Genomic DNA, 22,986 nt, shown 5'->3' on the forward strand with positions numbered 1-22,986 from the left:
ATTAAAACTCTACTTCATTTGGGTTATATTTTATTGTGTAAATGCTGCTTGATATATTAAAGATTACTAGACTTCACGGAACATCAATGATCACTATTTCATATCCATTAGCTTGATTTGTTTTTACAAGCTTGTAGTTAAATGTTAGTGAAGACTTGTAGTTATGATCATTTTGAATTCGGATGCCATGAATGTCTACATCAGGAACAAAGACGATATCATATCAACTGTCATTTTCTAATTCATCATATTCAACATTTAAGATTTCACCATTGAACTCATAGTCTTTAACATCTCTTTCAAATGAATTAATCATATTTTTTGAAAGAGATGCTCCACCGATTGTTTTATCACCACTAAATGACCCAATTGCCCCAGTAACAGTGAAAACTGTAAATAAACTAATCATTACTATTTTTAATATTTTTCTATCTTTCACTTCTTTTTCTTTTACTGACATCTTAAACTCTTTATTCAACATAAGTTCGACTGAAATCTTGAAAAACATTTTTTCAAATTTATAAATTTGAGTTCAAATGTAGTAAAACAAAATTGAAAATAACGGAAGAAGTCCAATTGATAATAGTGTTCCACCAATTGCTTGTAGTGGTTGAAAGTTAATTCACAACATTATCACCATGAATAATGTTGTGATAGCAAAAGTTGCTGACAATATCAAAGATGTAATAGCTAATATGAACACAACACCTTGGGGTATTATCGTTGTTATCCCTAGGAGTATTTTCATTATTCCTGAAGTTTTATACGATCCTGCTTTTAGTTGATCAACATTAATTTCTAGTTCATTGTAAATATTTTTTGCAATTAGTTCTGGACTTTCAAGACCATCAATAATATCAATTATTTTTTCACCACTTGTAAAACGATCATAGATTTGCAAACGATAATTAGAAGTAAATTCTTCTCTATCTTTTGGTTTTAAAAATCTAAGTTCATAATCAAGTTGTTTTAGAAATGAGGTTTCTGCTCTCATATTCTTATTCTCCTTCTGATGAATTTTCTTCATCATCAGTTTGTTTTTGTTTTGGTTCTTCTAATAAATCAATACTATATTTTTTTTCAAAATACATTTCTCTGATGTATACAACTCAAACAATTAGTGAAAATATACTAATGATAGATCCAATTCCTGAAAACAATAATTTCATTTCGTTGTTTTTATTAATTTTGTTTGCAAGGTCATATGCCAATACAAATCCTAATCATATGTTTGCATATAGAAAGTACAGCGCAAAGAATCAAGTTGTTACTATAGATTCAGTTGACGCACCCCCTACACTAATTGATATAGCTGTTATTAATAGGCTCATTGTTACTAGTGTTTGAATAATCAAACATACAATAGTTATTTTAATTCTTTGTGCATTAATTGCTTTTAATTTTGGTTCCATTAGTTTATCTCCTGTTTACTTATATTAAGTTTGGCACCATATAATTTCAAGTAGTAATTTTAAATATCTACTTGAAATTAGTTTAGTTAATTTGTTATTTTAATAATTGGTTATTTTATATTTAATAGCGGAATTGTATAGTTCAAAGTTATAAGAACAACCGCAACAGATGAAGTTATTCAAAACATATCTCAGTTGTAAATTCAAATTGTTTCACCTAATAAAGCATGTGAATACGCCACATTGAATAGCACACCTACCCCATTTCCAAACAATAATCCGACAACAATTATAAAAACCATTTCTCTTAAATTCATTCTTATTATTTGGCTTTTTTTCATACCTAATACCATCAGTTGACGATATGTTCTTTTTTTATCGAATAGATAAGATTGCAATGAATTACTGATAATAATAATCCCATATATTGCAAACACTATAAATAAAATATATTGCGGCGCTGGTGATTGGCCTTCAATTGGACCAAATCCCAGAGTCGCTATTCCATTCATATTTGAAACAAATGACATAAATACCATTGTTGATACCATTAATGAAATTGGGACTATTATTCTAGTTATGTTTTTAATCATCGCACTAAATGACATAGATATCGCAAACGATCCTTTTGTCATATGTTTGAACGCCCTTAGAACCAATGTCGAAATTGTTGACGCAAGTAAACAAAATCCAAATATATATGCGCTAATAGCTCCAGTTATGATTCCAACACCACCCTCTGTTTTTAAAACGTTTTTTGTCAAAGTCATCATTAGAATCGCTCCAACAATTGACATTATTCCAAGAACAATACAAATTATTTTAGCTACTAAGCTCTTTTCTTGAAATGGGTTCCTTGCTTCGGAAATTGAAATTTTTTTAATTTCCGAAGTTGACATTCAAGTTACCATTATAATGAACAACAATAACCCTCCACTAGCAGACGCTTTAATTCAAAGTAAGTTAGATACCTCAAATGATTCTTGAAGCATTTTACTATCAATTAAATATTCAACTACCATTGTAGTAATTAATGGCGATAATAAAACCGCAAATCCAAATGAGAGTAAAACCATTATTAAATTTTCAAATAATAACATTATTCCAATTTGGCATGTTGACATGCCAAGTATTCTTAAGTTTTTTAAATCATCATTTCTTAGTTTAATTGAAAATTTGGTTACACTAAATAGTGAGAATAAAGCGATAGTTACAACCATTCCAAATAGTGAAGAAAACACTGCAATAGCCATTTCCGCATCTTCTTTAACTAGTAAAGCTGATGCAAACATCATTACAAATGCCATAACCAATACCGTTGAAACCAACATTGTAACAAAAGACCCTATGATTGTTTTTCAATCTTTTTTAATGTGCTTAATTACTATTGTTCACATTGTGTTCTAATTCCAATAATCTTGTGGCAATATTTTCAGCACTTTCTTTATCTTCAACTGAGCTTATTTCTCCACTTAAGAAATAAACAATCTTGTCTGCAATTGTGGCAACTTTAGGATCATGTGTAATTATTATTAATGTTTTCTTGTATATAGAACTCATTTCAGATAATAACTCAATAACCTCATCTCTAGTATTTAAATCTAGTGCACCAGTTGGTTCATCTGCAAAAATGATCTCACTGTTACTTATTAATGCACGAGCGATTGCAACACGTTGTTTTTGACCGCCAGATAATTGCATTACATTTTTCTTTCTTAATTCAAATAAATTAACTCGCTTTAATATTTCTTCAACTTTTAAGCTATCAATTTTACTGTGAGAAAGTTTCATACTTAATACAACATTTTCATAAACAGTCAGATAATCTATTATGTTGTAGTCCTGAAAAATATAAGATATATTTTTAACTCTAAACTTTGTTAGTTTTGGCTCTTTCATTTCTCCAACGTTTTTTGTATTAATAATAATCTCGCCGCTTGTCGGTTTTTCTAAACCACTAGCTAAGTTTAAAAAAGTTGTCTTACCAGCACCTGATGGTCCCATAACTGCGTAAGTCTTACCCTTCTCAAATTCAACTGATATATCTTTTATGATATTTCATTTGCCAAAATCCTTTTTAACATTTTTAAACTCTATCACTTTCATATGTTTCTCCTACCTAATATATAATATCATATACCCTACATTGTCAAGTAGTCAAGTATTTTTTAAAAAGAAGTTTTTTTGCATAAAAAAAATAAACCATTTTACTGGTTTAATTTCATTATTTAACTTTAACTTCTGTGATGTTATCATTGTGAACAAATAAGATTGTTTCACCTTTTTTAGCACCTCATAATTTAGCAATTTCAATAATTTCTTTTTCAGATTTTTTGAATTTATCTAGATCAGTTATTAAGTTCATAAATATTGAGTGTCATACACCAAACGCTGTTCATAATTTTTCGTCAGCTGTAACTCCTAAGATAGTTACATTTGGTCTAAATTTTGAAATTGTTTTTAGCAATTCACCTGTACGAGATGCAACTACTGCATATTCGTATTTACCATCAGTTGACATTGTTGCTAATTTTTCAGCAATTGCAGCTCTTGGTCCACTTGAAGTTTTTCTAGCAATTTCTAGTTGTTTTGCGTAGTATAACTTTTTGTAGAATTCAACTTCAGCTCTTTGGTTAATTGTTGACATTGTTTTTGTTGTAATGAACGGGAAATCACCATTTGCTGATTCACCAGATAACATTGTAGCGTCAGCTCCAAGTTCTGTAGCTCAGTAAACGTCAGTTACTTCAGCTCTTGTTGCTTGTGGGTTGTCAGTCATTGATTCTAACATTTGAGTAGCGACAATAACTAATTTACCGGCTTCTCTACATTTTCTAATGATTTTTTTCTCTCAGTATGGAACTTCTTGGTATGGAATTTCTAATCCTAGATCTCCACGTGCAATCATGATTCCTGCTGATTCAGCAATAATTTCATCGATGTTGTCAATTCCAACTTCTGATTCAATTTTTGAAATAATTTGGATGTGTTCTCCATTGTGTTCTTTTAATATTTCTTTAATTTCTTTTACATTTGCAGCTGTATTAACAAATGAAGCTGCGATGTAATCGATTCCGTTTTGAATTCCAAAAATAATATCGTTTTTATCTTTTTCAGCTAAAAAGTCTAATGAAAATTGAACTCCTGGTAAGTTTACACGTTTGTTATTTTTAACTACGTGTGTGTTGAACGCGTCACAAACAACAACTTGTCCTTTAACAGATGTAACGTACATTGTTAATTTTCCGTCATCAATTAAAACTACATCACCTTTTTTAACGTCTTTAGCCATGTCATATGACATTTGAATTTCGTTTGGTCCACATTCTTTAGTTGTGAATTCTGCCGGGTTTGTGTAAATAGTTACAGATGCACCTTTTTTAATTTCTTGTTTTCCACCTTGGAATTTTCCAACACGGATTTCAGGACCTTTTGTGTCTAAAAGTATTGAAATTGGTTTGTTAATTTTTTTTCTTATGTTTTTAACTCATTCGAATCTTTCACCATGTTCTGAAAAGTCAGCATGTGAGAAATTCAAACGAACAGTTGTCATACCATTATCAAAAAGCTCTTTTATTTTAGCTTCTGAATGAGTTGATGGTCCAATTGTTGTAATAAGTTTTGTTCTTTTTACTTTACCTGTAAAGTCATAAATTTTCATAATTTTTCTCCTAAATATAAGTACATTATAGCAAAACCTTAAATATTTATAAATACATATAGTGCAAAAGAAAAGAAATCTTATTTAACTAAGATTTCTCATGTTTTATCTTTTCTTGCAACAAGAACTTTTTCACCAGTTTTTGCTCCTCAATGTTTTGCTATTTTGTTTAATGCTTCTTCAGAATTAAATGCATCTTCAATACTTTCAACTTTATTCATAAAGATTGAATGTCATACACCAAATTTTGTATAGTTTTCTTTTGATTCACAAACACCAAGGATTGTTAAATTAGGTCTGAATTTTGAAATTGTTTTCAATAATCCACCTGTACGAGAAGCTACGATTGCAAACTCATACTCACCATCTCTTGATTTTTTTGTAAGGTTTTCTGATATTTTAGCTTTTGGACCATCAGTTGTTCTGATTGCCATTTCTAAAGCAAGATCGTAATATGTTTTACCATAGAAAGCTAATTCAGCACGTTTGTTAATCATTGACATAACATGTGTTGTAATTTCAGGATATAGTCCTGCAGCTGATTCACCAGATAACATTGTAGCATCAGCCCCAAGTTCTGCTGCTAAATAAACGTCTGTAACTTCAGCTCTTGTTGGGGCTGGGTTATCAGTCATTGATTCAAGCATCTGTGTTGCTACGATACATATTTTGTTTGCTTTTCTACATTTTCTAATAATTCTTTTTTCTCAGTACGGAACTTCGTAATATGGAACTTCAAGTCCCAAGTCTCCACGTGCGATCATAATTCCATCACCAGCTTCGATAATTTCATCAATGTTTACTAATCCAATTTTTGATTCAATTTTTGAAATAATTTGGATTTGTTCACCATTGTGGTCTTTTAATATTTTTCTAATTTCATTTACGTTTGCTGCATTGTTTACAAATGATGCTGCAATATAATCTACTTTTACTTTTGCACCAAATTCAATATCTAACTTATCTTTTTCACCTAAGAATGGTAATGAAAATTCTACACCTGGCAGGTTAATTCTTTTGTTACTTTTTACATCATGAGCATTAAATGCTTTTACATGTATTTTTTCTTTTTCAACTTTTATTATATCTAAGCGTAATTTACCGTCATCAACTAAAACTTTGTTTCCTGGTTTTAAATCTTGTGACATGTCATATGACACAGCAAATTGATTATCTTTACAACTTTTGTTTTCAAAAGATGTAACATCAGAAACAATTGTAAATTCGTCTCCAGCCTTAACTTTTAATACACCTTCTTTATTTGTAGCCAAACGGATTTCTGGCCCTTTTGTATCTAACATAATTGATACAGGTCTTTGTAATTGTTTTTGTACTTCTCTAATATATTCAATAGTTTTCATGTGTTGATCTTGAGCACCATGTGAAAAGTTTAATCTACATACATTCATTCCTGATTCGTATAGTGCTTTAATTTTTTCAATACTATTTGTTACTGGACCAATAGTTGTAATAACTTTAGTTCTTTTATTTTTTTGCTCTAGAAATTCTGGTTCGTAGAATTCAAAGTCAAGTTTTTTCATTGCCATTTTTTTATATACCTTTATTTATCTTTCTGATTGTTTCGTATTCTTTTGATTTATCTACTTTAGCAGCGTTTAGTGTTGATTCAATATCTCTACCAACTAATTTGTTTCCATCTATCCCAATGTACAATGCTGATTTTCCATCTAACAATTGTTCAACAGCATAAATTCCAAATCTTGTTGCTCAATATCTTTCCATAGCTGTTGGCTTACCACCTCTTTGGATGTGTCCTAAAACTGTGTGTCTTGAATCATATCCAGTTTTTTCCATGATTTCTTTTGCTAATTCTTCTGCGTTATATTGTTTTTCTGCAAGAGCTACAATTACACTTCTGTGATTCTTTTTTCTTAAAGCAGAAACTTCTGCAATAATTTGTTCTTTAGTTAATGGTGATTCTTTTGTAGACATTACTTCAGCACCAGTGGCTGTTGCACCATATAGTGTTAAGTCTCCACAATTGTTTCCCATTATTTCAACAACAATACAACGATTGTGTGAATCAGCAGTTTCTCTAATTGCATCAATTGAATTTACAACTGTATTTAGCGCAGTGTCAAATCCAATTGTTAAATCTGATGAAACAATATCGTTATCAATTGTTCCAGGAAGACCAATACAGTTGATTCCCATTTTAGATAACTTTTCAGCACCTTGATAACTTCCATCTCCACCAATAACTACTAATGCTTCGATGTTTAATTTTTTTAAATTTTTAACAGCTTCTTTTCTAACTGATTCTTCTTTAAATTCTGGCAACCTTGCAGAACCAATAACTGTTCCACCTCTGTTTACAATTGAATCTGCAAATTTAATATCAACTTTTTTAATTTGATTTGTTACTAAACCTTTGTATCCATCTTGAACAACTCAGGGTTGTATTTTATTAGCTATCGCTGTTTTTATAACTGCAGCAACAGCCGCATTCATTCCTGGTGCATCACCACCACTTGTTAAAACTGCTATATTTTTCATTGTGTTATTCCTTATATACTATTAATTATATCTCTTATTTGTCTCATTTTCAATCTTCATATAATTCAAGATCAACTCCACCAAGATATGGTAAGTTCCTTAATCTCTCATCCAAGTCAAATCCAAATCCTACTAAGAAATCATCTGTTGTCATTTTGATTGCTGTAAAGTCAGTTGTAATTGATTTATCTCTTTTTGAATTATTTACTCTATCAACTAATGTAACTGTTTTTATTTCTTTGGGATTTCTTAATCCTAAATAACTTTTAATATATTTTAAAGTTGACCCTGATTCTAAAATATCTTCAACAATCAATACATGTCTGTCTTCGATAGAAATATTGATATCCAATAACATCTTTGGTGTTGAAGATGCTTTTGTTTTTCCTAAATAAGAAGATACCAACATATATTCAGTAATACATTCAAACTTAATATGTTGAACTAGTTCAGCCATAAAAGGAACAACACTTTTTAGTACACCAATAATGACAAGAGTTTGTTCTTTCATTTTTTGTTTTGAATAATAAGTGTTTAACTCATCTGCGACTTTTTTAATAACTACTTGCAGTTCTTCTTTTGTATATAAGATATTTTTAATTAACGGGTGCTTTTCCATGTTGTTTCTTTTCCTCTTCTAAATGTGTTTCTAAAATCAAGACAGCAGCCATTGTGTCTTTCTTTTGTTTGCGCTTGTCCTTGCTAATTCCAAGTTCAGTCATAATATCATTTGCCATACGTGTTGTCATTCTTTCATCAACACGTTTGATTTGATCTTCTTTTATATTTGTGTGTTCAAGAATTAAATTTATAATTAATTCAACCATTTCAATTCTTGGACCTGTTGTTCCATCCATGTTGTAGGGATATCCAACAACAAGAACTTCGGGTTTAATATCTTCAATTTCTTTTTTAAGTTTTAAAACACCTTCTAAATAATTCTCTCTTGTGAAATAAACTGTTTTATCTGGTGTGACAATTATTCCTTGACTTGTAGCAATTCCAATTGTTTTTGATCCTAAATCTAATGCCATGTACTTTGGCATACTATCAAATCCTAATTCTATCTTCAAGTGATTTAAACATATCATCACCTTCTTTTAATTTGTAATGTTCATGAAACTCATCAACATTTACCAGAACTCCATTAACACGAAATTCACTTGGTGAATGTGGGTCAACGTTTATTAAATACTTTGATACCTCTGGTGTCTTAATGGATTTTTCAACATTTGCAAATGATCTAAAATATAAATCCATATCTTCTGGTTTTTCATTTTTTAGAATTTGTAGAGTCGCTACAACACCACCTAGGTCAGCAATGTTTTCACCAAGTGTTAAATCGCCTTTAACATTTAGACCCTCAACTTTATAGGTTGAATATTGATCAGATAGTTTTTTTGTTATTATTTCAAATTTTTTTCTGTCTTCTTTTGTTCATCAATCATTTAAATTTCCATCTGAATCAAATTTAGAACCTTCATCATCAAATCCATGAATTATTTCATGACCTATAACGGCTCCAATACCACCAAGGTTTGTAGCCAATGGAGCATTGTAATCATAAAATGGAGCTTGTAATATTGCCGCTGGGAAAGCTATACAGTTTTCTGGGGGATTGTAATATGCATTAACTTCTTGAGGATTCATATATCATTTGCTTTCGTCCACTTTACCTGTTTTCAATTCTTTCATTGAAATTTTTCTAAAGTGTCTTGCAAGTGAATATGAGTTTTCTACTAGGTTTGAACCTTCTTCGTATGATTTGATAACAACATCACTATAGTCTTCTCATTTATCTGGATAACCAATTTTTAGAGTATAGTTATCTAATTTATGAAGAGCTTTTTTCTTTGTTTCTTCACCCATTCATTCTAGTTTTGAAATGCGTTCTTTATATACATCCAACATTTTATGAATCATATCAATCACGTCTTGTTTTGCTGAATCAGAAAAATGTTTTTCAACATATTTCATACCTAATATTTCACCAAGGTTTCCTTCAACTTTAGCAATTGCTCTTTCACGTAATGGTTTAGGTTCTTTAACTCCACTAAATACTTTTCCGAAGTCAAACCCGATTTGTCATAACTCTTCATGTAGTGAATTTGAAAAACCTGAAAGAATATCTATTTGCATTAAGTCAACTATTACTTCTTCGCTTATTGTTGGCAATACTTTATTTAACTCTTCTAAAAACTTTGGTTGTGATAAAACAATTTTCTTCGCAACATCTAATCCAGATGATTTGAAGAATTTATTTCAATCAAAGATCGGACATAATTTATTTAAGTCTTCAACAGTTACTGGATTATATTGTTTTTCAACATCCCTACTTTCTACGGGTGTTTTAATAGCTTGTGCCATTGTGTGTTCAAAATTATAAATATTTTGAACTCTAGTTTTAATTGATACTTCATCAACTGTTGGGTTTATCATTTTCAAAAGTTTACCCAAGTAAATGTAGTATTCTTTTTTAATGTTTAATCCGTCTGGAGTTTCATCATTGTAATAATCACGAGTTCCTAAACCTAATCCCATTGTTGAAATATATAATATATTCATTTTAGAATTTTTAAGATCTTGGTCTACTCCAAATCCAAAGAAAGTTCCTTCGAATTCTTCTCTTAACTTAATTGTTAAATCAGTTAAGTCTTTAACTGATTTATACATTTTTGGAATCTCTAATATATGTTTGATTGGGTTTAAACCAAGTTCGTTTCTTGCATCAAAGTTTAAAAAGTTATTGTATAAGTTAGCAACCTTTATTTCGTCACTACCTTTTTTAAAACTTTCTTTATTTGCAATCATTTCATCAATTATCAAACCAATATTATCTTTAGCTTCTTTAGCTAAAATATGAAAAGAACCCCATGATGAGTATCCTGTTGGTATTGTAGTTGTAGTTAGTCATTCATGATTTACATGTCCATAAAAATCATTTTGTATTGTTGGTTTTGTTTTCATAGGTCCACCTTTGTTTTAATTAATACTATTATATATAAATTAAGCGATAAATGAATGTGTCCAAGTGTAATTAAACAAGTAATTTTGGTACATTAATATATAATTTTGATACATATAAATTATTAAGGAGAAATTATGTCAAGAGAAAATAAATTGAAATTTAAAAATGGTGATATCGCGATTGAAAAAATACTTTTAGATTCAAAGTTAAACGAAGAATTATTGAGTCAAGAACAATACGATATTGAAGTTGAAAAATTAATAGCAAAAGAACAAAAATGAATTAATGAAAAAGGAACGTTCCTTTCAATAATTATTAAATACTATAAAAAAGAATGAAAACTAGGTTTACTATTTCTATTCTTAACTGCCTTTTCTGCGGCAGTTACAATTATGTTACCGATACTTACTCAACAAATGATTAAAGCAATTATGGTTGATATAAACCCCGCAATGCCGGCTTCAGGATACTGAGGTTTAGAATGATGGGTTTCACTATCTATTGCAGTTGGAATTGTTTTTGGAAATATGTTTATTCAATTTGGTACACAATACATTGGTGTAACAATGGGTAAAAGAATTGAAATTGATTTAAGAAATCGTGCTCTTGAAGCATTGGTAAAACAAGATATTTCATATTACTCAGATAAAAAAATTGGTGAGCTATTAACAAAAATAGTTTCCGATACACAAATAGTTGGAGATCAAGCAGCCACTATTCCTTCAACAATATTGAGTTCAATATTAACAATTACAGCTGCAATGATTTTGATGTTTGTATTCCAACCAATAATGGCTGCATCAATACTCGTTGTATTCTTAGTTATCCTATTTGCAATGATGATTGCATTTGGGTTCTCTAAAAAACTTATCACAAAAGTTCGTACCGTTATTACTGAAATTAATGGAAATGTTATTGATAGAATCAACAACGTTAGATTAGTTAAATCATCTGGTACAGAACAATATGAAACAGAAAGATTTAAAGAAGTCCACAAAGACTATTATAAAGAAACTAAAAAAATGGCAAAAGTTCAAGCTGTAATGGTTGTTATATTATTTGGTGGTATTTCATTACTACAACTTATGACAGTTGCAATGGCTATGATTCTTTATCACGATAGTCCAGAAGCAGTTGGATTCTTTACAACAGACTTTGCTTCATTTCAAATGGCACAAGGAACAATGGTTGGTGCCCTATTTCAAGTTGTTATGTTAGTAATGGGAATTGCGCAAGCATCAGTTGCCTCAATTCGCGTTAACAACACAATAGAAGCTCCTTCAATTATGGATATGCATTACTTCGATGGAATCGAAGTTGATAAAATATTTGGTAATATCAATTTCAAAGATGTGTTATTTGCATATCCAGAAAAACCGGAAAAAACAATTTTACCAAAATTTAACTTTACATTTAAACAAGGAAAATCATATGCCTTTGTTGGAGAAACTGGATCTGGTAAATCAACAATTGCTAGAATGTTATTACGTTTTTATGACCCCACTGAAGGACAAATATTAATTAATGAAAACGTTGATTTAAAAGATGTTAAGTTATCAACATATTTAGATCATGTTGGATACGTTGAACAAGAACCACAAATTCTTTATGGTGATGTTTATGACAATGTTAAATACGGTAGATTTGATGCAACTAATGATGAAGTTATTGAAGCATGTAAAAAAGCTGACTTACATGAACTCGTATCTGGTTGAACACATGGTTATGAAACTGTTCTTGGTGAACGTGGATTCATGTTATCAGGTGGTCAAAAACAAAGACTAGTTATTGCTCGTATGTTTTTAAAAGACCCTCAATTATTAATTCTTGACGAAGCTACTTCTGCATTAGATAATGTTGTTGAAAAAGAGATTCAAGCGAAACTTGAAGATCTAATGGTTGGTCGCACAACTGTGTCAATTGCCCACAGATTATCTACAATTAAAAATGCAGATCAAATCATAGTACTTGGTGCTAATGGTGGCGGAGTTGTTCAAATAGGTACATTCAATGAATTAAAGAATAAACCTGGTCATTTCCAAAAATTATATAAAGCTGGATTAATGGACTAGCAAAAAGTAGAACTTATTATGTTCTACTTTTTTTTACAACAATTTACATTAAAATACTTACGAGGTGAATATGATATATTGAAAAATTAAATGTAACTCCGCAAGTGGGGTAAAGTATTTTGACAATTACTATGAAACTACAAATATTGAAGAACAACAATGGATACACAATGTTTATAAAAGTAGAAACTCTTCTTCTCCCTCTATAACTTGTGCATCAATTGTTAAAGGCATTGAGTGTGGTTGTGATGTAGTTGTAAAAGATTGAACAAAGCATAGAAATCAATTCGAACTTTCAAGACTACCTTCTGATTCGCATAAATTTGGTTGTGCATCAGAGCGCAAATTATTTGAGCCAAAAGATTTAATCGATGCAATTAGTATTGAACAACTAGTCAAAATGTTGTCAGAGCCAGAGATAAAATACATTACTGGTGAAGTTGTAAAAAATGAGTTCATTCCAACTATTGAGTTAAGTGGAAATGAAATACCAATTAAAAACGTAAAGGAAAAAAGAAATTATAAAGTTGTTGATGTACAAAAAACATTAGACTACATTTTCTTAAGAAAAGAATTTGAAGATGAAAAATTCACTAAAAGTGAATTTGAAAAAGATAAGTGACAAAATTGCTTTTATAGTTGAAAAAAAGACTGATCTATTAGTCCAACCAATACAAGAATGTTTAAGTGAAATTGAGCGACAATTCCAGATTTAAAACCATGACATGGGAACAATAATTGTGTCAATATCCCAATACACAAAATGTATTTTGATATCAATGGTCATAAGAAAACATTTGAAGCCAACGAAATGCCATTCTTTTTGAAAATAATCATTCCACCTACTATTACTAAAGAAATGTGAGATATTGCAAAAAAAATACCGTTAACAACTTCTGGAGATAAATTAACACTAAGCATACTAACAACTTCGAGAATTGAACATAATATTCAGAATTTGGAAGTATTAAATTCATTTAACTTTAACGATGTAAAGCTTATGCCAATAGTTCTTCAATCTGAATCATTGTTAGTTGTGAATGGTAAAAATTGATACAAACATGTAAATAAATTAAAGTAAATTAGAAAATTAAATAACAAAAATAGGATTATTATTGATATATTTTTAAAAATATAATAAACAAGTTTGAGAGCTAACCGTAAAATAAACTTAATCTTGATTGGGATGCGATTAACATTTTAATTTAAGTTTATATTTTTGTCAATTTTATTTCATATAGGTGGCTATTTTCTTATTGTGTAAAATATAACTATATTCATAAGGAACATACGATGAAAAACAACTACGAAATAACACTTGATGAATTTAACAAAATCAAGAACGAATCAATAATAATAGATGTGAGAACACCAGGTGAAGTTTCAATGATTGAAATGATAGACGGAGCCACAAACATCCCTCTTCCACACCTAATTAGCAAAATAGAGAGTGTTGTTGGAAAAGACAAAACTAAAACAATTGTTTTAGTTTGCGCATCAGGAAGTCGTAGTATGATGGCTGCAGTTATGACAAGAGATATGGGTTATATTAATGCAGTATCACTAAAAGGTGGCTTGACAAACTTCTAATAAAAAACAGCAACTTAATAAGTTACTGTTTTTACTAGTTAATTTCTTCTTCTACAACTAAGTTGATTTGACTTACTTTTTCTAACTCTTTAATAAGTGATCCAAAAATCTTTCTCTTTATTTTTTCGTTTCCTTGTTCAATTGCATTTGCATTTTTCAACAAAGAATATTTAACTTTGTCATAGTTGTCTAATTGTTTTTTTACATCTTTAACAATTGCTGGTAGTTTTGTTTCCATAAACTCAACCAATTCGCCCCTAGTCTTTTGTAGGTCAACTAATAATCTTTCGGTCCCTTTTTTGTCTAGAAGGTTTTTTTCTAATACAAAGTATCTTCTTTCTACTTCTATAATTTGTCTAATTATTTGACCCACAAATGAAAAACTTGTTGCATCTGAAATTCAAATATTATCAAAATCAGGATGTTTGTAAAACGGAGCTTTTGCAGATACTGCAATTAAGATTCCGTACTTAGCTTTTTGTTTTGCTATATCTTCACTTAGTTTAGATAACCAAGAATCTTTTCATTCTGCATTTTTAACTTCGTATACAATTTTTCCAATTTCGACTTTGTCTTTTTTGACAACTTGTAAGAAATCGGCTTTTGTATCACCCATTGTGATTTTTTTAATTTCATCATCTCTTCCGAAAACTTTAATTAATTCAAGTTCAACTTCAGTTTCGAAGTTTTCACCTTTTGTCTTAACGTGAATTAATTTATTTGTAGCATTTGCGATTTTTAATTCTTCAACTTCTTTAGAGTGGTTTTTGATTAATTCAGCTTTTGTTTCTAGTAGTTCTTTTTCTTTTGATGTTTCTAATTTAGCAAGTTTTGAATTTCATTCACTTTCAATTTTCATTATTTTTATTTCAAAATCTTTTTCTTTATCTTCACTCAATGATCTAACTTTTATTTCAAGAGTTTGTTTTTCCATTTGAAGTGAACTAATAATTTTTTCATTTTTTTGTTTTAAGTCATCTTCAAGTGCTTTTTGTTTTTTAGAAAATTCACTTTCAAGTTCAAATTTATTTAACCTCAGTTCAGTGTTTAATTTTTCTTCAAAATCATTACTACGTTTTTTAATTTCGCTCTTTATGTACTCTTCATTCTTTGATTGGAACATTTTGTTGTAAGCTTCAGTATTGTGCTCAAATAGATCTGATATAGATATGTCTTGACCACATTTGGGACATGTCAGCATGTTTTTATTCATTATTCCTCCTTGGATTTGAATAAGCAAAAAAATACACCTACTTAAATGTATTGTTATAACTTAATCTATTTTTAGTTTAGTCGCTAATATAAGAATCTTATTTGTACTAAATACACAATCAATTTATTGCATTGCTAAACTCCGAATTTAAACGGTACCTATATTATAAACAACAAAAGATTTATTAATAGATATTAAAATAAAATAAAAACTACACCCCATTAAGTCGTGTAGCATTATTTTTTCCTGTTTTTTTGGTGTTTTTATTTTAAATGATGTTCATTTTTTCCATTCTTCCAGAAGCTTCTGCCCTTGCTCACATTGCGTTTCATGCACTTGCATATACTTCTACCTTAACCGTCATTGAGATTACCAAGATATCGTTATTTTCCTCATCTTTTGATCATTCTACTTTCATGTTTCCTTGAGAATGCATTCAATTAACAGCACCATCATAATTATGCTTGTATAAATTTTTTGAACTATTTTCTAAAATTGAAATTGTATGTTTTTTATTCATATCATTTGGAGGATTGTTACCATTGTTTCATGACTTACCAGCATAAAAGAATTCAAGTGTTGAGTATTTTTTTAAAAACTCATCTTTACCTAAAGTGGCTGGAATTATCATTGACGCCGAATCATCATCATCTTGAGTAGAATTATATGCGTCCGCTCTAACAACTAATGTTTCAAATGCGCCATCTTTTAACGCATTAAATACTATCGATACTTTAATTGTTCCTTCGTATTTTCCTTCTTCATTTGCATTTACAACTAAGTAATCATAGTGTCTAATTATTTCAAAATCATCATGCGTTAATTTAGGGTTTAATTCAATTATTTGATCTTTTAATGCAACACTATCTAAGTTAACGACCACCCCTAAATCTGTATTTTCCAGCACAGTTGATATATTTGGTTTGATCACCTCATTTTCATTTAGCAACTTAACATCAGCGCTCAATGTACCAGTGAACTGTTCTGATTCTCCAAGATATAACATGTCTAAAGTACCCTCTGATGTTGAATTTTCTCCCGGTATTTGAGGTATCAAAACTACCCAATCATCTTCATTTGACATGTAATTTTTCATAACTTGTGTTAGTTCTTTCGCTACAGACTTGTTATTAAATATTATTTTTTTGATAACAAATTCAACAACAGCTTTTTCATCCTCTAAATCAACTTGATATAAGTTCACATCTGTTTTTTTTAGTTTATTTGATAAATCATCTAAATCAATTGAATCCACATACACATCCTTTGGACTGTATATTCAATCAGTGATGTCCTGTCTAGAAACATCCTCAGAACTGTAAGTTTGTTTAATAAGACCTTTGTTATTTGATGCATTTTTAACATTACTATCTTTTACGTTAGTTATAGGTGCTGATAGCACTGATGACGACCCCATGGCTGTCGCAACGCTAATCAAACCTAAAATTGTTATTAGTTTTTTCATAACTTTATTTCCTTATTTTTATAATTTTATTTTATGTTATTATTATGGAAAATCAAGGGGAATTTTATGTTAAAAATAAAAAATATTACCAAAAATTATGGCGACAATGCTGGAAACTTTGATATAAATTTGGAGGTAAAAAGTGGTCAAATTTACGGAATTATTGGTCCTAACGGAGCTGGAAAAACAACTCTGATTAGACAAGTTATGGGATTTGTTAAACCAGAGTTCGGAGAGATTACTGTTAATGGTATCATTCCATTTAATAATATTGATAAAATTACCAGTTTTACTGGTTACGTCCCTGGTGAAGTTTCATTGCATAATGAGTTGAAAGGTATTGAATACCTAAAAATTGTTTATGATTTTAAAATGAAAAACAAGGATAATGACGATTGAAATTTTGTTGAGAAACTGATTAAACATTTTGACTTAAATGTTAATAAAAAAATTAGGAAAATGTCTAAAGGTATGAAGCAAAAGATTGCCTTAATTTCCGCTGTTATGTGTAAACCAAAATTTATAGTTTTTGATGAACCCACAAGTGGCTTGGATCCCGTAATGCAAGAGCAATTCAATGACATGATTTACATGCTTAAAATCGAATATCGAACAACAGTTTTGATTTGCTCGCACATATTTATGGAGATTTCAAAACTTTGTGATAAGGTCGGGATTATAAAAGAAGGACGATTAATTAAAGAGTTCGATATGCACGGAAAATCAATAGAGGACGTTGAAAGAAAATTTAGAGAAGTATACAAAAAGGAGAACCACTTGTATGAGTAATGATTTTTACAAAAAAATAGGTAAATCAATAAAGTACCATCAAAAGATTAATTGAGTACTTACACTGTGCTTTGGACTGATTTGATTGCTCTTAACAATATTAGTCACACAAGGGATGAACATTGGCGGTAGATCGGGATTATTTATCGCTCCCAATTTGACACTGGACGGAGATGGCAAAAAGTATTTGAATAACGGTATGGGTGAATCCATTTCATATATTTGAGGTATTTTTGGATTTATATTTTTTTCAATAATAACATTAATATTAGTTTTCAACACTTTTTTAAAGGAAATGAGAACTGGTCAAATAACTTTATGAATGACTCTTGGAATGTCAAAAACATCTATCCTTTTGAGTAAAATATTTAATATATTCTCAATTTTAATTATCGTCTTCATCCCTTCTTGATTATTTGTTGTTGTCATTGGTTCAACAGCCAATGACGCAAATTTATATATTGGGCACATTATTGCAAGTGGATTTCTTTTTATATTTTTTAATTTATTCATATCTACAATATATGTTTTGATTGGTATGATTTTTATCAATCAAAGTGGACTGTTCCTATCAATTGCCTTATTCATTACGTTATTTATTTTAGCGACATCAATAATAAATTTTATTTGAATAATGGTTTCCTATAGCGAACACGGCACAGCTAAGGATCAACCCTTTTACAGTTGAATGAAATATGTTAAATATTTTTCAATTCAGTCACTATATGTTCAGATATTACAATTTGATGATCGCGAAAACCTTGTTCCTACAGTTTTATTTAGAATAAAAGATTCACAAACTATGGTTGCACCATTAAAAATAAGTAACTTATTTTGAACGATAATAACACCTTTTATCACTATAGTCGGTAGCATTTCCCTAACAACTTCATCAATACTAATTTTCAATATCAAAGATTTAAGGATATAAACAAAAAAATACCCAAGGGTATTTTTTTAAATAATTTTATTAGTCAATGTTGTAGAAAGATTTTAATCCATCGTAAATAGCTGCATCTCCTAGTTCTCTTTCGATTTCTAGTAAACGGTTGTATTTTGCGATTCTATCAGATCTTGACATTGAACCTGTTTTAATTTGTCCTGTGTTTAGAGCAACCGCTAAGTCAGCAATTGTTGAATCTTCAGTTTCACCTGAACGGTGTGAAGTAACTGCAGTTCATCCAGCTTTTTGAGCCATTTGAATTGTTTCGATTGTTTCTGTTAAAGTACCAATTTGGTTTAGTTTAATTAATACTGAGTTTGCGGCATGTCTTTCGATTCCTTCAGCAGTAATTTTTGGGTTTGTAACAAATAAGTCATCACCAACAATTTGTACTGTTTTACCAGTTTTTGCAGTTTGTTTGATGAATCCTTCTCAGTCACCTTCAGCTAATCCATCTTCGATTGAAATAATTGGGTATTTTTTAGTTAACATATCTAAGAAATCTACCATTTCATCAGATGTTAATGATCAATCTTTACCTGTTATTTTTTCAATTTTTTTGAAGTGGTATTTACCATCGATAAATAGTTCTGAGTTAGCAGCATCCATAGCGATCATGATTCCGTCACGTCCTGGTTTGTATCCTGCTTTTGTAATAGCTTCAACTAATAAGTCTAACGCTACTTCAACTGGTGTATGTGCTTTAAAAGCTTCAAGTGTTTGTTCTTTGTAAGCTCATTCGAAGTTTGGAGCAAATCCACCTTCGTCTCCAACAGCTGTAATATCATTTTTGTCATGTAATAATTTTTTTAATGCTTGGAATACTTCTGAAGCTCATCTTAATGATTCTTTGAATGATGGTGCACCTACTGGCATAATCATGAATTCTTGGAAGTCTATTGCTGAGTCAGCGTGTTCTCCACCATTAATAACGTTTAACATTGGTACTGGTAAACGTCTTGCGTTTGTTCCACCAATGTATCTGTATAGAGGCATTTCTAATTCGCTTGCTGCTGCTTTTGCAACTGCAAGAGAAACTCCTAGGATTGCGTTAGCTCCTAAGTTTTTCTTGAATTCTGTTCCATCTAATTTGATCATTGCTTTATCAATTGCGATTTGGTTTGTAACTTCCATCCCAATAATAATTGGTGCAATTTTTTTGTTTGCATTTTCAACTGCTTTTAATACACCTTTTCCATTGAAACGGTTTTTGTCACCATCTCTCAATTCTAGTGCTTCTCTAATTCCAGTTGAAGCTCCTGAAGGAACTTTAGCTGAACCAAATCCACCAAATTCTGTAGTTACATCAACTTGAACAGTTGGGAAACCACGTGAATCTAGAACTTCTGATGCGACGATACTAATAATTTTTGACATCTTTATTTCTCCTATATAAATGTTTACAAGATAATTTTAACATTATTTATAACCTATTTATACTATTAGTGTTTATTAGAATAACTTTTATTTTGCTTTTAATTATTATTTAGACCTATATTTTCTTTTTAATAATTTTAAGTTTTTACGTATAACTTTTAATTCTTCTTTTTTTCTTTGAAGCACTATTTTAAGTTTTGATTTTTGAACTTTAATAAAGTTGATATCATTTTCCAAATTTCTTTGAGCTTTCTCAATTGATTTTTTTTGACCCAAGTACAAATCTCTATCCAACATATTTATCTCCTTTTTTATTAAGACTACGATTTACAACATTACTTTAACAACAAAAAAAAAAAAAAAATCAACACTTTTACTTTAAATTGATTAAATTGTTTTTTAACATTTATACAAAGTTTTAAATAAATAAAAATAGATACCTGTTGGTATCTATTTACAATCAAATTCATCTAAATCTTTGTCATATTTTGTTAAACATAATCCAGAATTTGGACGTTCATCATCATCGTTATATTTATCATATGCTTTTTTGATTTTGTTTATTTGAGCTCTAGGTGGCATCTGAGGTAAAATCTCTCAACCTCTATGAACATATTGACTTGTACCATATCCAACATTTGAATAATGATACGGATTTACGAATGTCATTTTGACTGACGGTAAAACTCATGGGTCATAAATCGGAATCATGAATGCCTTTTCAATTAAAAGTTTTTTTTCTGCTTTAGCAAATTCAGTATACCTTTTACTTAAATCACCCTCTGTTGAACTTACATTAACTAAATTTGTATATTCGACATAATCATTAATGAATGTAGCAATTGAATCCTTAGTTTTTGAATCAATTGGGACATAGACTCCAGTTTTATCCAATAGACCTTTAGCTTCTAAAGCATCATACGTCCATAAGAAACTTGGATCTCCTTGGTGTGGCTTCAAGATGTCTCCAACCTTAGCGGAGTCAATCATTCTGTGTGCACCAAAGTAATTTACCAAGTCACCATCAAGTGATTGACTTTTTAAAAATGATACAGGGTCAGCGTAATCAGGAGATCACCCAGTAACAACAATATCATATTGTGCGTTGGTGCGTTTTGATCTAAATTCTGATTCATCATTTGTTTGATCTTGTTTAATACTTATATTTATACCTTCGTCTTTTGCATCTCTATTAAAAATATCAATCATATTTTGTATATATATATTTTGTGTGTTTGCTTGAGCACCATTTGTTAAATGGCTTAATACAATTTTTTCATTTGTAGGATTGATTTTAATTAATTCATTTTTTACTTTATTTATAAATTCTTCATCATCCTTTCCACGGATCAATTCATAACCAATTGGAGCCTTCTTATCCTCTTCGTTTTCCGCATTGTCGTATTTTGAAAAGAAATCATTTCCAGGTTTCAAATCTTCGAATATTGCATTTACTTCAGTTTCATCGCCTGACTCCGATAATGCCTCTGCTAAATACTTATAGTAATCAACTCCGTCATCGTCTTTTGCAAAATCGAATGGAGTCAATGTATTTATTGAAGTTTCAGATTTATGTCTTTCACCTGAATCAAACGCACTTGAAAAGTATTTTGACATTCAAGATTTTTGAACGGTTGTCATTATATATTGACGTATTAAACTTGACGATAACACACGTGTATTAAGTTCTGCTTTTGACTTATTTGTTTTTCATAGGTCTGCATTTATTGCGTTCATATACATACCATATGATGCATAGTTTCTTGATTTCTCAACAACTACACTATCAAATGTTGGGTTATTTAATGGGTCTGATCCAACATATTTACTTCATCCTTGAGGGTCTGTTGGTCTTAGTTTTAATTCACTTAAATCCCCAGCTTCAAATGATGTTCTTAGTTCACCGTCTGTTGCTTTTGATTTATATGTCTTTACCATTTTAGCGAATTTGATATCTTCAAGGTTAACATAATCTGGATTTCTGGCATATTCAACAGATTGAGATAGTTGTAAATTTTTTAGTACAAATGGCCCAGAAAATAAACCACTTTCTTTAAAGTTCTCAGTTGTCATATAATTACTAAATGAATATTTAGTGTTGCTTATATCAACTGCTTGATCCGGAATGGGTGCAAATGATGCATAACTCATTAGCGAATCAAAGAATGGCATTTCAATTCCATCAGGACCATATCAAGTAATGTAATCTGATTTGTTTGAAATTAATTCCATTCCCATTCCTGGGTGTTCATCATCTATTTCTTCAATGTCACCAACTTTACCAATTTTGATTCCTAACTTGTACTCTTTACCTTCGATGTTCAAACCTTTCCCGTCCATTCCATCAAATGTGCCATCGGCTGATTCGGTTTTAATCATTTTGTAAACTGATTCAAACCTTTTTTCCTTTGCGGTAGATTCTTCTTCTTTGTCGTTCCCGTTTACAAATTGAATTATTTCATCTGCACCATTTATATATGATGATCAAAATGATTTTGTTTCACTTGCTGTATTTGGGTGAAGAATATATAAAAATATATTTAAGAAATCTGTACCTCTTATTGCGCCTTTTTCTTGTAGACTTGAGTTTGTTCATTTAGCATTTTGATTTAGCAAGTACGTTCAGTTATCAGAATCTGGATGAGTTTTGTCAAGTCCATTTGCACCAACAGAAATGTCTCCTTCATTATCTCCAAATGCTGGATTAAACTTAACAGCCAATTCACCGATTGTTCTTCCAAATTGATCAACTGAAACCAATGGTACATTTAAATCTGATATTAATTCAAAGTCTTGCGCTTGCATTGTTTTAGCTGATACAAGTGAGTTTGGGTTGAATTGGAAATATCCTTTAAATTCATTAGTATCTACTTTTCTTTTTAGAAGCACGTCAAAAGTTATTCCACAAGACACAATCGCAGTTGTGCTTAATGAAATTCCCATTATTGATGCTAAGCTAATGACTAATTTTTTCATAGT

General features: G+C 30.1%; 20 protein-coding genes. 5 read left to right on the top strand and 15 right to left on the bottom strand.

Going from position 1 to position 22,986, the window contains the following annotated elements; translation table 4 throughout:
• Window position 1: 1 nt before the first annotated feature.
• The 10 genes from AACL07_RS02845 to AACL07_RS02890 form a co-directional block, all read right to left on the bottom strand.
• Entirely contained in the window at window positions 2-994 is a 993-nt protein-coding gene (locus tag AACL07_RS02845) for a DUF1700 domain-containing protein (RefSeq protein ID WP_338983118.1), read from the bottom strand.
• A 4-nt stretch (window positions 995-998) separates the two neighbouring features.
• The gene (locus AACL07_RS02850) at window positions 999-1,412 is read right to left on the bottom strand and encodes a hypothetical protein (protein WP_338983120.1); all 414 of its coding nucleotides are present in this window, start codon (window positions 1,410-1,412) and stop codon (window positions 999-1,001) included.
• A 110-nt stretch (window positions 1,413-1,522) separates the two neighbouring features.
• Window positions 1,523-2,809 carry an FtsX-like permease family protein gene (locus AACL07_RS02855; protein ID WP_338983122.1) on the bottom strand — a complete coding sequence of 429 codons (1,287 nt, stop codon included), beginning with the start codon at window positions 2,807-2,809 and terminating at the stop codon, window positions 1,523-1,525.
• Window positions 2,790-3,518, bottom strand: a complete 729-nt coding sequence (locus tag AACL07_RS02860; RefSeq protein WP_338983124.1) for an ABC transporter ATP-binding protein — start codon at window positions 3,516-3,518, stop codon at window positions 2,790-2,792. Before AACL07_RS02860 ends, AACL07_RS02855 begins: the two co-directional genes overlap by 20 nt.
• 118 nt (window positions 3,519-3,636) lie before the next feature.
• On the bottom strand, window positions 3,637-5,073 hold the full coding sequence (pyk, locus tag AACL07_RS02865; protein ID WP_338983126.1) for a pyruvate kinase: 1,437 nt from the start codon (window positions 5,071-5,073) through the stop codon (window positions 3,637-3,639).
• Window positions 5,074-5,153: 80 nt separating this feature from the next.
• Complete coding sequence (gene pyk, locus AACL07_RS02870) at window positions 5,154-6,614, bottom strand: pyruvate kinase (protein WP_338983128.1); 1,461 nt, start codon at window positions 6,612-6,614, stop codon at window positions 5,154-5,156.
• A 10-nt stretch (window positions 6,615-6,624) separates the two neighbouring features.
• Window positions 6,625-7,590: a 6-phosphofructokinase gene (gene pfkA, locus AACL07_RS02875; RefSeq protein ID WP_338983130.1), complete on the bottom strand. Its 966-nt coding sequence runs from the start codon at window positions 7,588-7,590 to the stop codon at window positions 6,625-6,627.
• A 34-nt stretch (window positions 7,591-7,624) separates the two neighbouring features.
• Window positions 7,625-8,209, bottom strand: coding sequence for a hypoxanthine phosphoribosyltransferase (gene hpt / locus AACL07_RS02880; RefSeq protein ID WP_338983132.1), 585 nt, complete (start codon window positions 8,207-8,209; stop codon window positions 7,625-7,627).
• A complete protein-coding gene (gene ruvX / locus AACL07_RS02885) occupies window positions 8,187-8,663 on the bottom strand; it encodes a Holliday junction resolvase RuvX (RefSeq protein WP_338983134.1) in 477 nt (158 codons plus the stop codon). Before ruvX ends, hpt begins: the two co-directional genes overlap by 23 nt.
• Window positions 8,638-10,557, bottom strand: coding sequence for a M13 family metallopeptidase (locus tag AACL07_RS02890; protein WP_338983135.1), 1,920 nt, complete (start codon window positions 10,555-10,557; stop codon window positions 8,638-8,640). The genes ruvX and AACL07_RS02890 overlap by 26 nt, the downstream gene beginning before the upstream one ends.
• 135 nt (window positions 10,558-10,692) lie before the next feature.
• Here AACL07_RS02890 and AACL07_RS02895 point away from each other — a divergent pair, with 135 nt between their 5' ends.
• The 3 genes from AACL07_RS02895 to AACL07_RS02905 all read left to right on the top strand — a co-directional run bounded on the left by AACL07_RS02895 (window position 10,693) and on the right by AACL07_RS02905 (window position 14,220).
• On the top strand, window positions 10,693-12,630 hold the full coding sequence (locus AACL07_RS02895; RefSeq protein ID WP_338983137.1) for an ABC transporter ATP-binding protein: 1,938 nt from the start codon (window positions 10,693-10,695) through the stop codon (window positions 12,628-12,630).
• A 70-nt stretch (window positions 12,631-12,700) separates the two neighbouring features.
• Window positions 12,701-13,711, top strand: a complete 1,011-nt coding sequence (locus AACL07_RS02900; RefSeq protein ID WP_338983139.1) for a hypothetical protein — start codon at window positions 12,701-12,703, stop codon at window positions 13,709-13,711.
• 212 nt (window positions 13,712-13,923) lie between these two features.
• Window positions 13,924-14,220: a rhodanese-like domain-containing protein gene (locus AACL07_RS02905; RefSeq protein ID WP_338983141.1), complete on the top strand. Its 297-nt coding sequence runs from the start codon at window positions 13,924-13,926 to the stop codon at window positions 14,218-14,220.
• 34 nt (window positions 14,221-14,254) lie between these two features.
• Here AACL07_RS02905 and AACL07_RS02910 read toward each other — a convergent pair whose 3' ends face one another.
• Entirely contained in the window at window positions 14,255-15,433 is a 1,179-nt protein-coding gene (locus tag AACL07_RS02910) for a DUF2130 domain-containing protein (protein WP_338983144.1), read from the bottom strand.
• A 268-nt stretch (window positions 15,434-15,701) separates the two neighbouring features.
• Window positions 15,702-16,898 (bottom strand): hypothetical protein, encoded by a 1,197-nt coding sequence (locus AACL07_RS02915; RefSeq protein ID WP_338983145.1) that lies wholly within the window; start codon window positions 16,896-16,898, stop codon window positions 15,702-15,704.
• A 66-nt stretch (window positions 16,899-16,964) separates the two neighbouring features.
• Here AACL07_RS02915 and AACL07_RS02920 point away from each other — a divergent pair, with 66 nt between their 5' ends.
• Together AACL07_RS02920 and AACL07_RS02925 are read left to right on the top strand one after the other, a co-directional pair.
• Complete coding sequence (locus AACL07_RS02920; protein ID WP_338983147.1) at window positions 16,965-17,687, top strand: ABC transporter ATP-binding protein; 723 nt, start codon at window positions 16,965-16,967, stop codon at window positions 17,685-17,687.
• Window positions 17,680-18,618, top strand: a complete 939-nt coding sequence (locus AACL07_RS02925) for an ABC transporter permease subunit (protein WP_338983149.1) — start codon at window positions 17,680-17,682, stop codon at window positions 18,616-18,618. The genes AACL07_RS02920 and AACL07_RS02925 overlap by 8 nt, the downstream gene beginning before the upstream one ends.
• Before the next feature lie 39 nt (window positions 18,619-18,657).
• On the opposite strand, the gene eno is transcribed toward AACL07_RS02925, so the two are convergent.
• The 3 genes from eno to AACL07_RS02940 form a co-directional block, all read right to left on the bottom strand.
• Window positions 18,658-20,007, bottom strand: a complete 1,350-nt coding sequence (gene eno, locus AACL07_RS02930; RefSeq protein WP_338983150.1) for a phosphopyruvate hydratase — start codon at window positions 20,005-20,007, stop codon at window positions 18,658-18,660.
• 105 nt (window positions 20,008-20,112) lie between these two features.
• Window positions 20,113-20,304, bottom strand: coding sequence for a hypothetical protein (locus tag AACL07_RS02935; RefSeq protein ID WP_338983152.1), 192 nt, complete (start codon window positions 20,302-20,304; stop codon window positions 20,113-20,115).
• A gap of 153 nt (window positions 20,305-20,457) precedes the next feature.
• A complete protein-coding gene (locus tag AACL07_RS02940) occupies window positions 20,458-22,983 on the bottom strand; it encodes an ABC transporter substrate-binding protein (protein WP_338983154.1) in 2,526 nt (841 codons plus the stop codon).
• Window positions 22,984-22,986 lie beyond the last annotated feature (3 nt).

The sequence above is a fragment of the Spiroplasma endosymbiont of Othius punctulatus genome, assembly GCF_964019505.1.
GTDB lineage: Bacteria > Bacillota_I > Bacilli_A > Mycoplasmatales > Mycoplasmataceae > TIUS-1.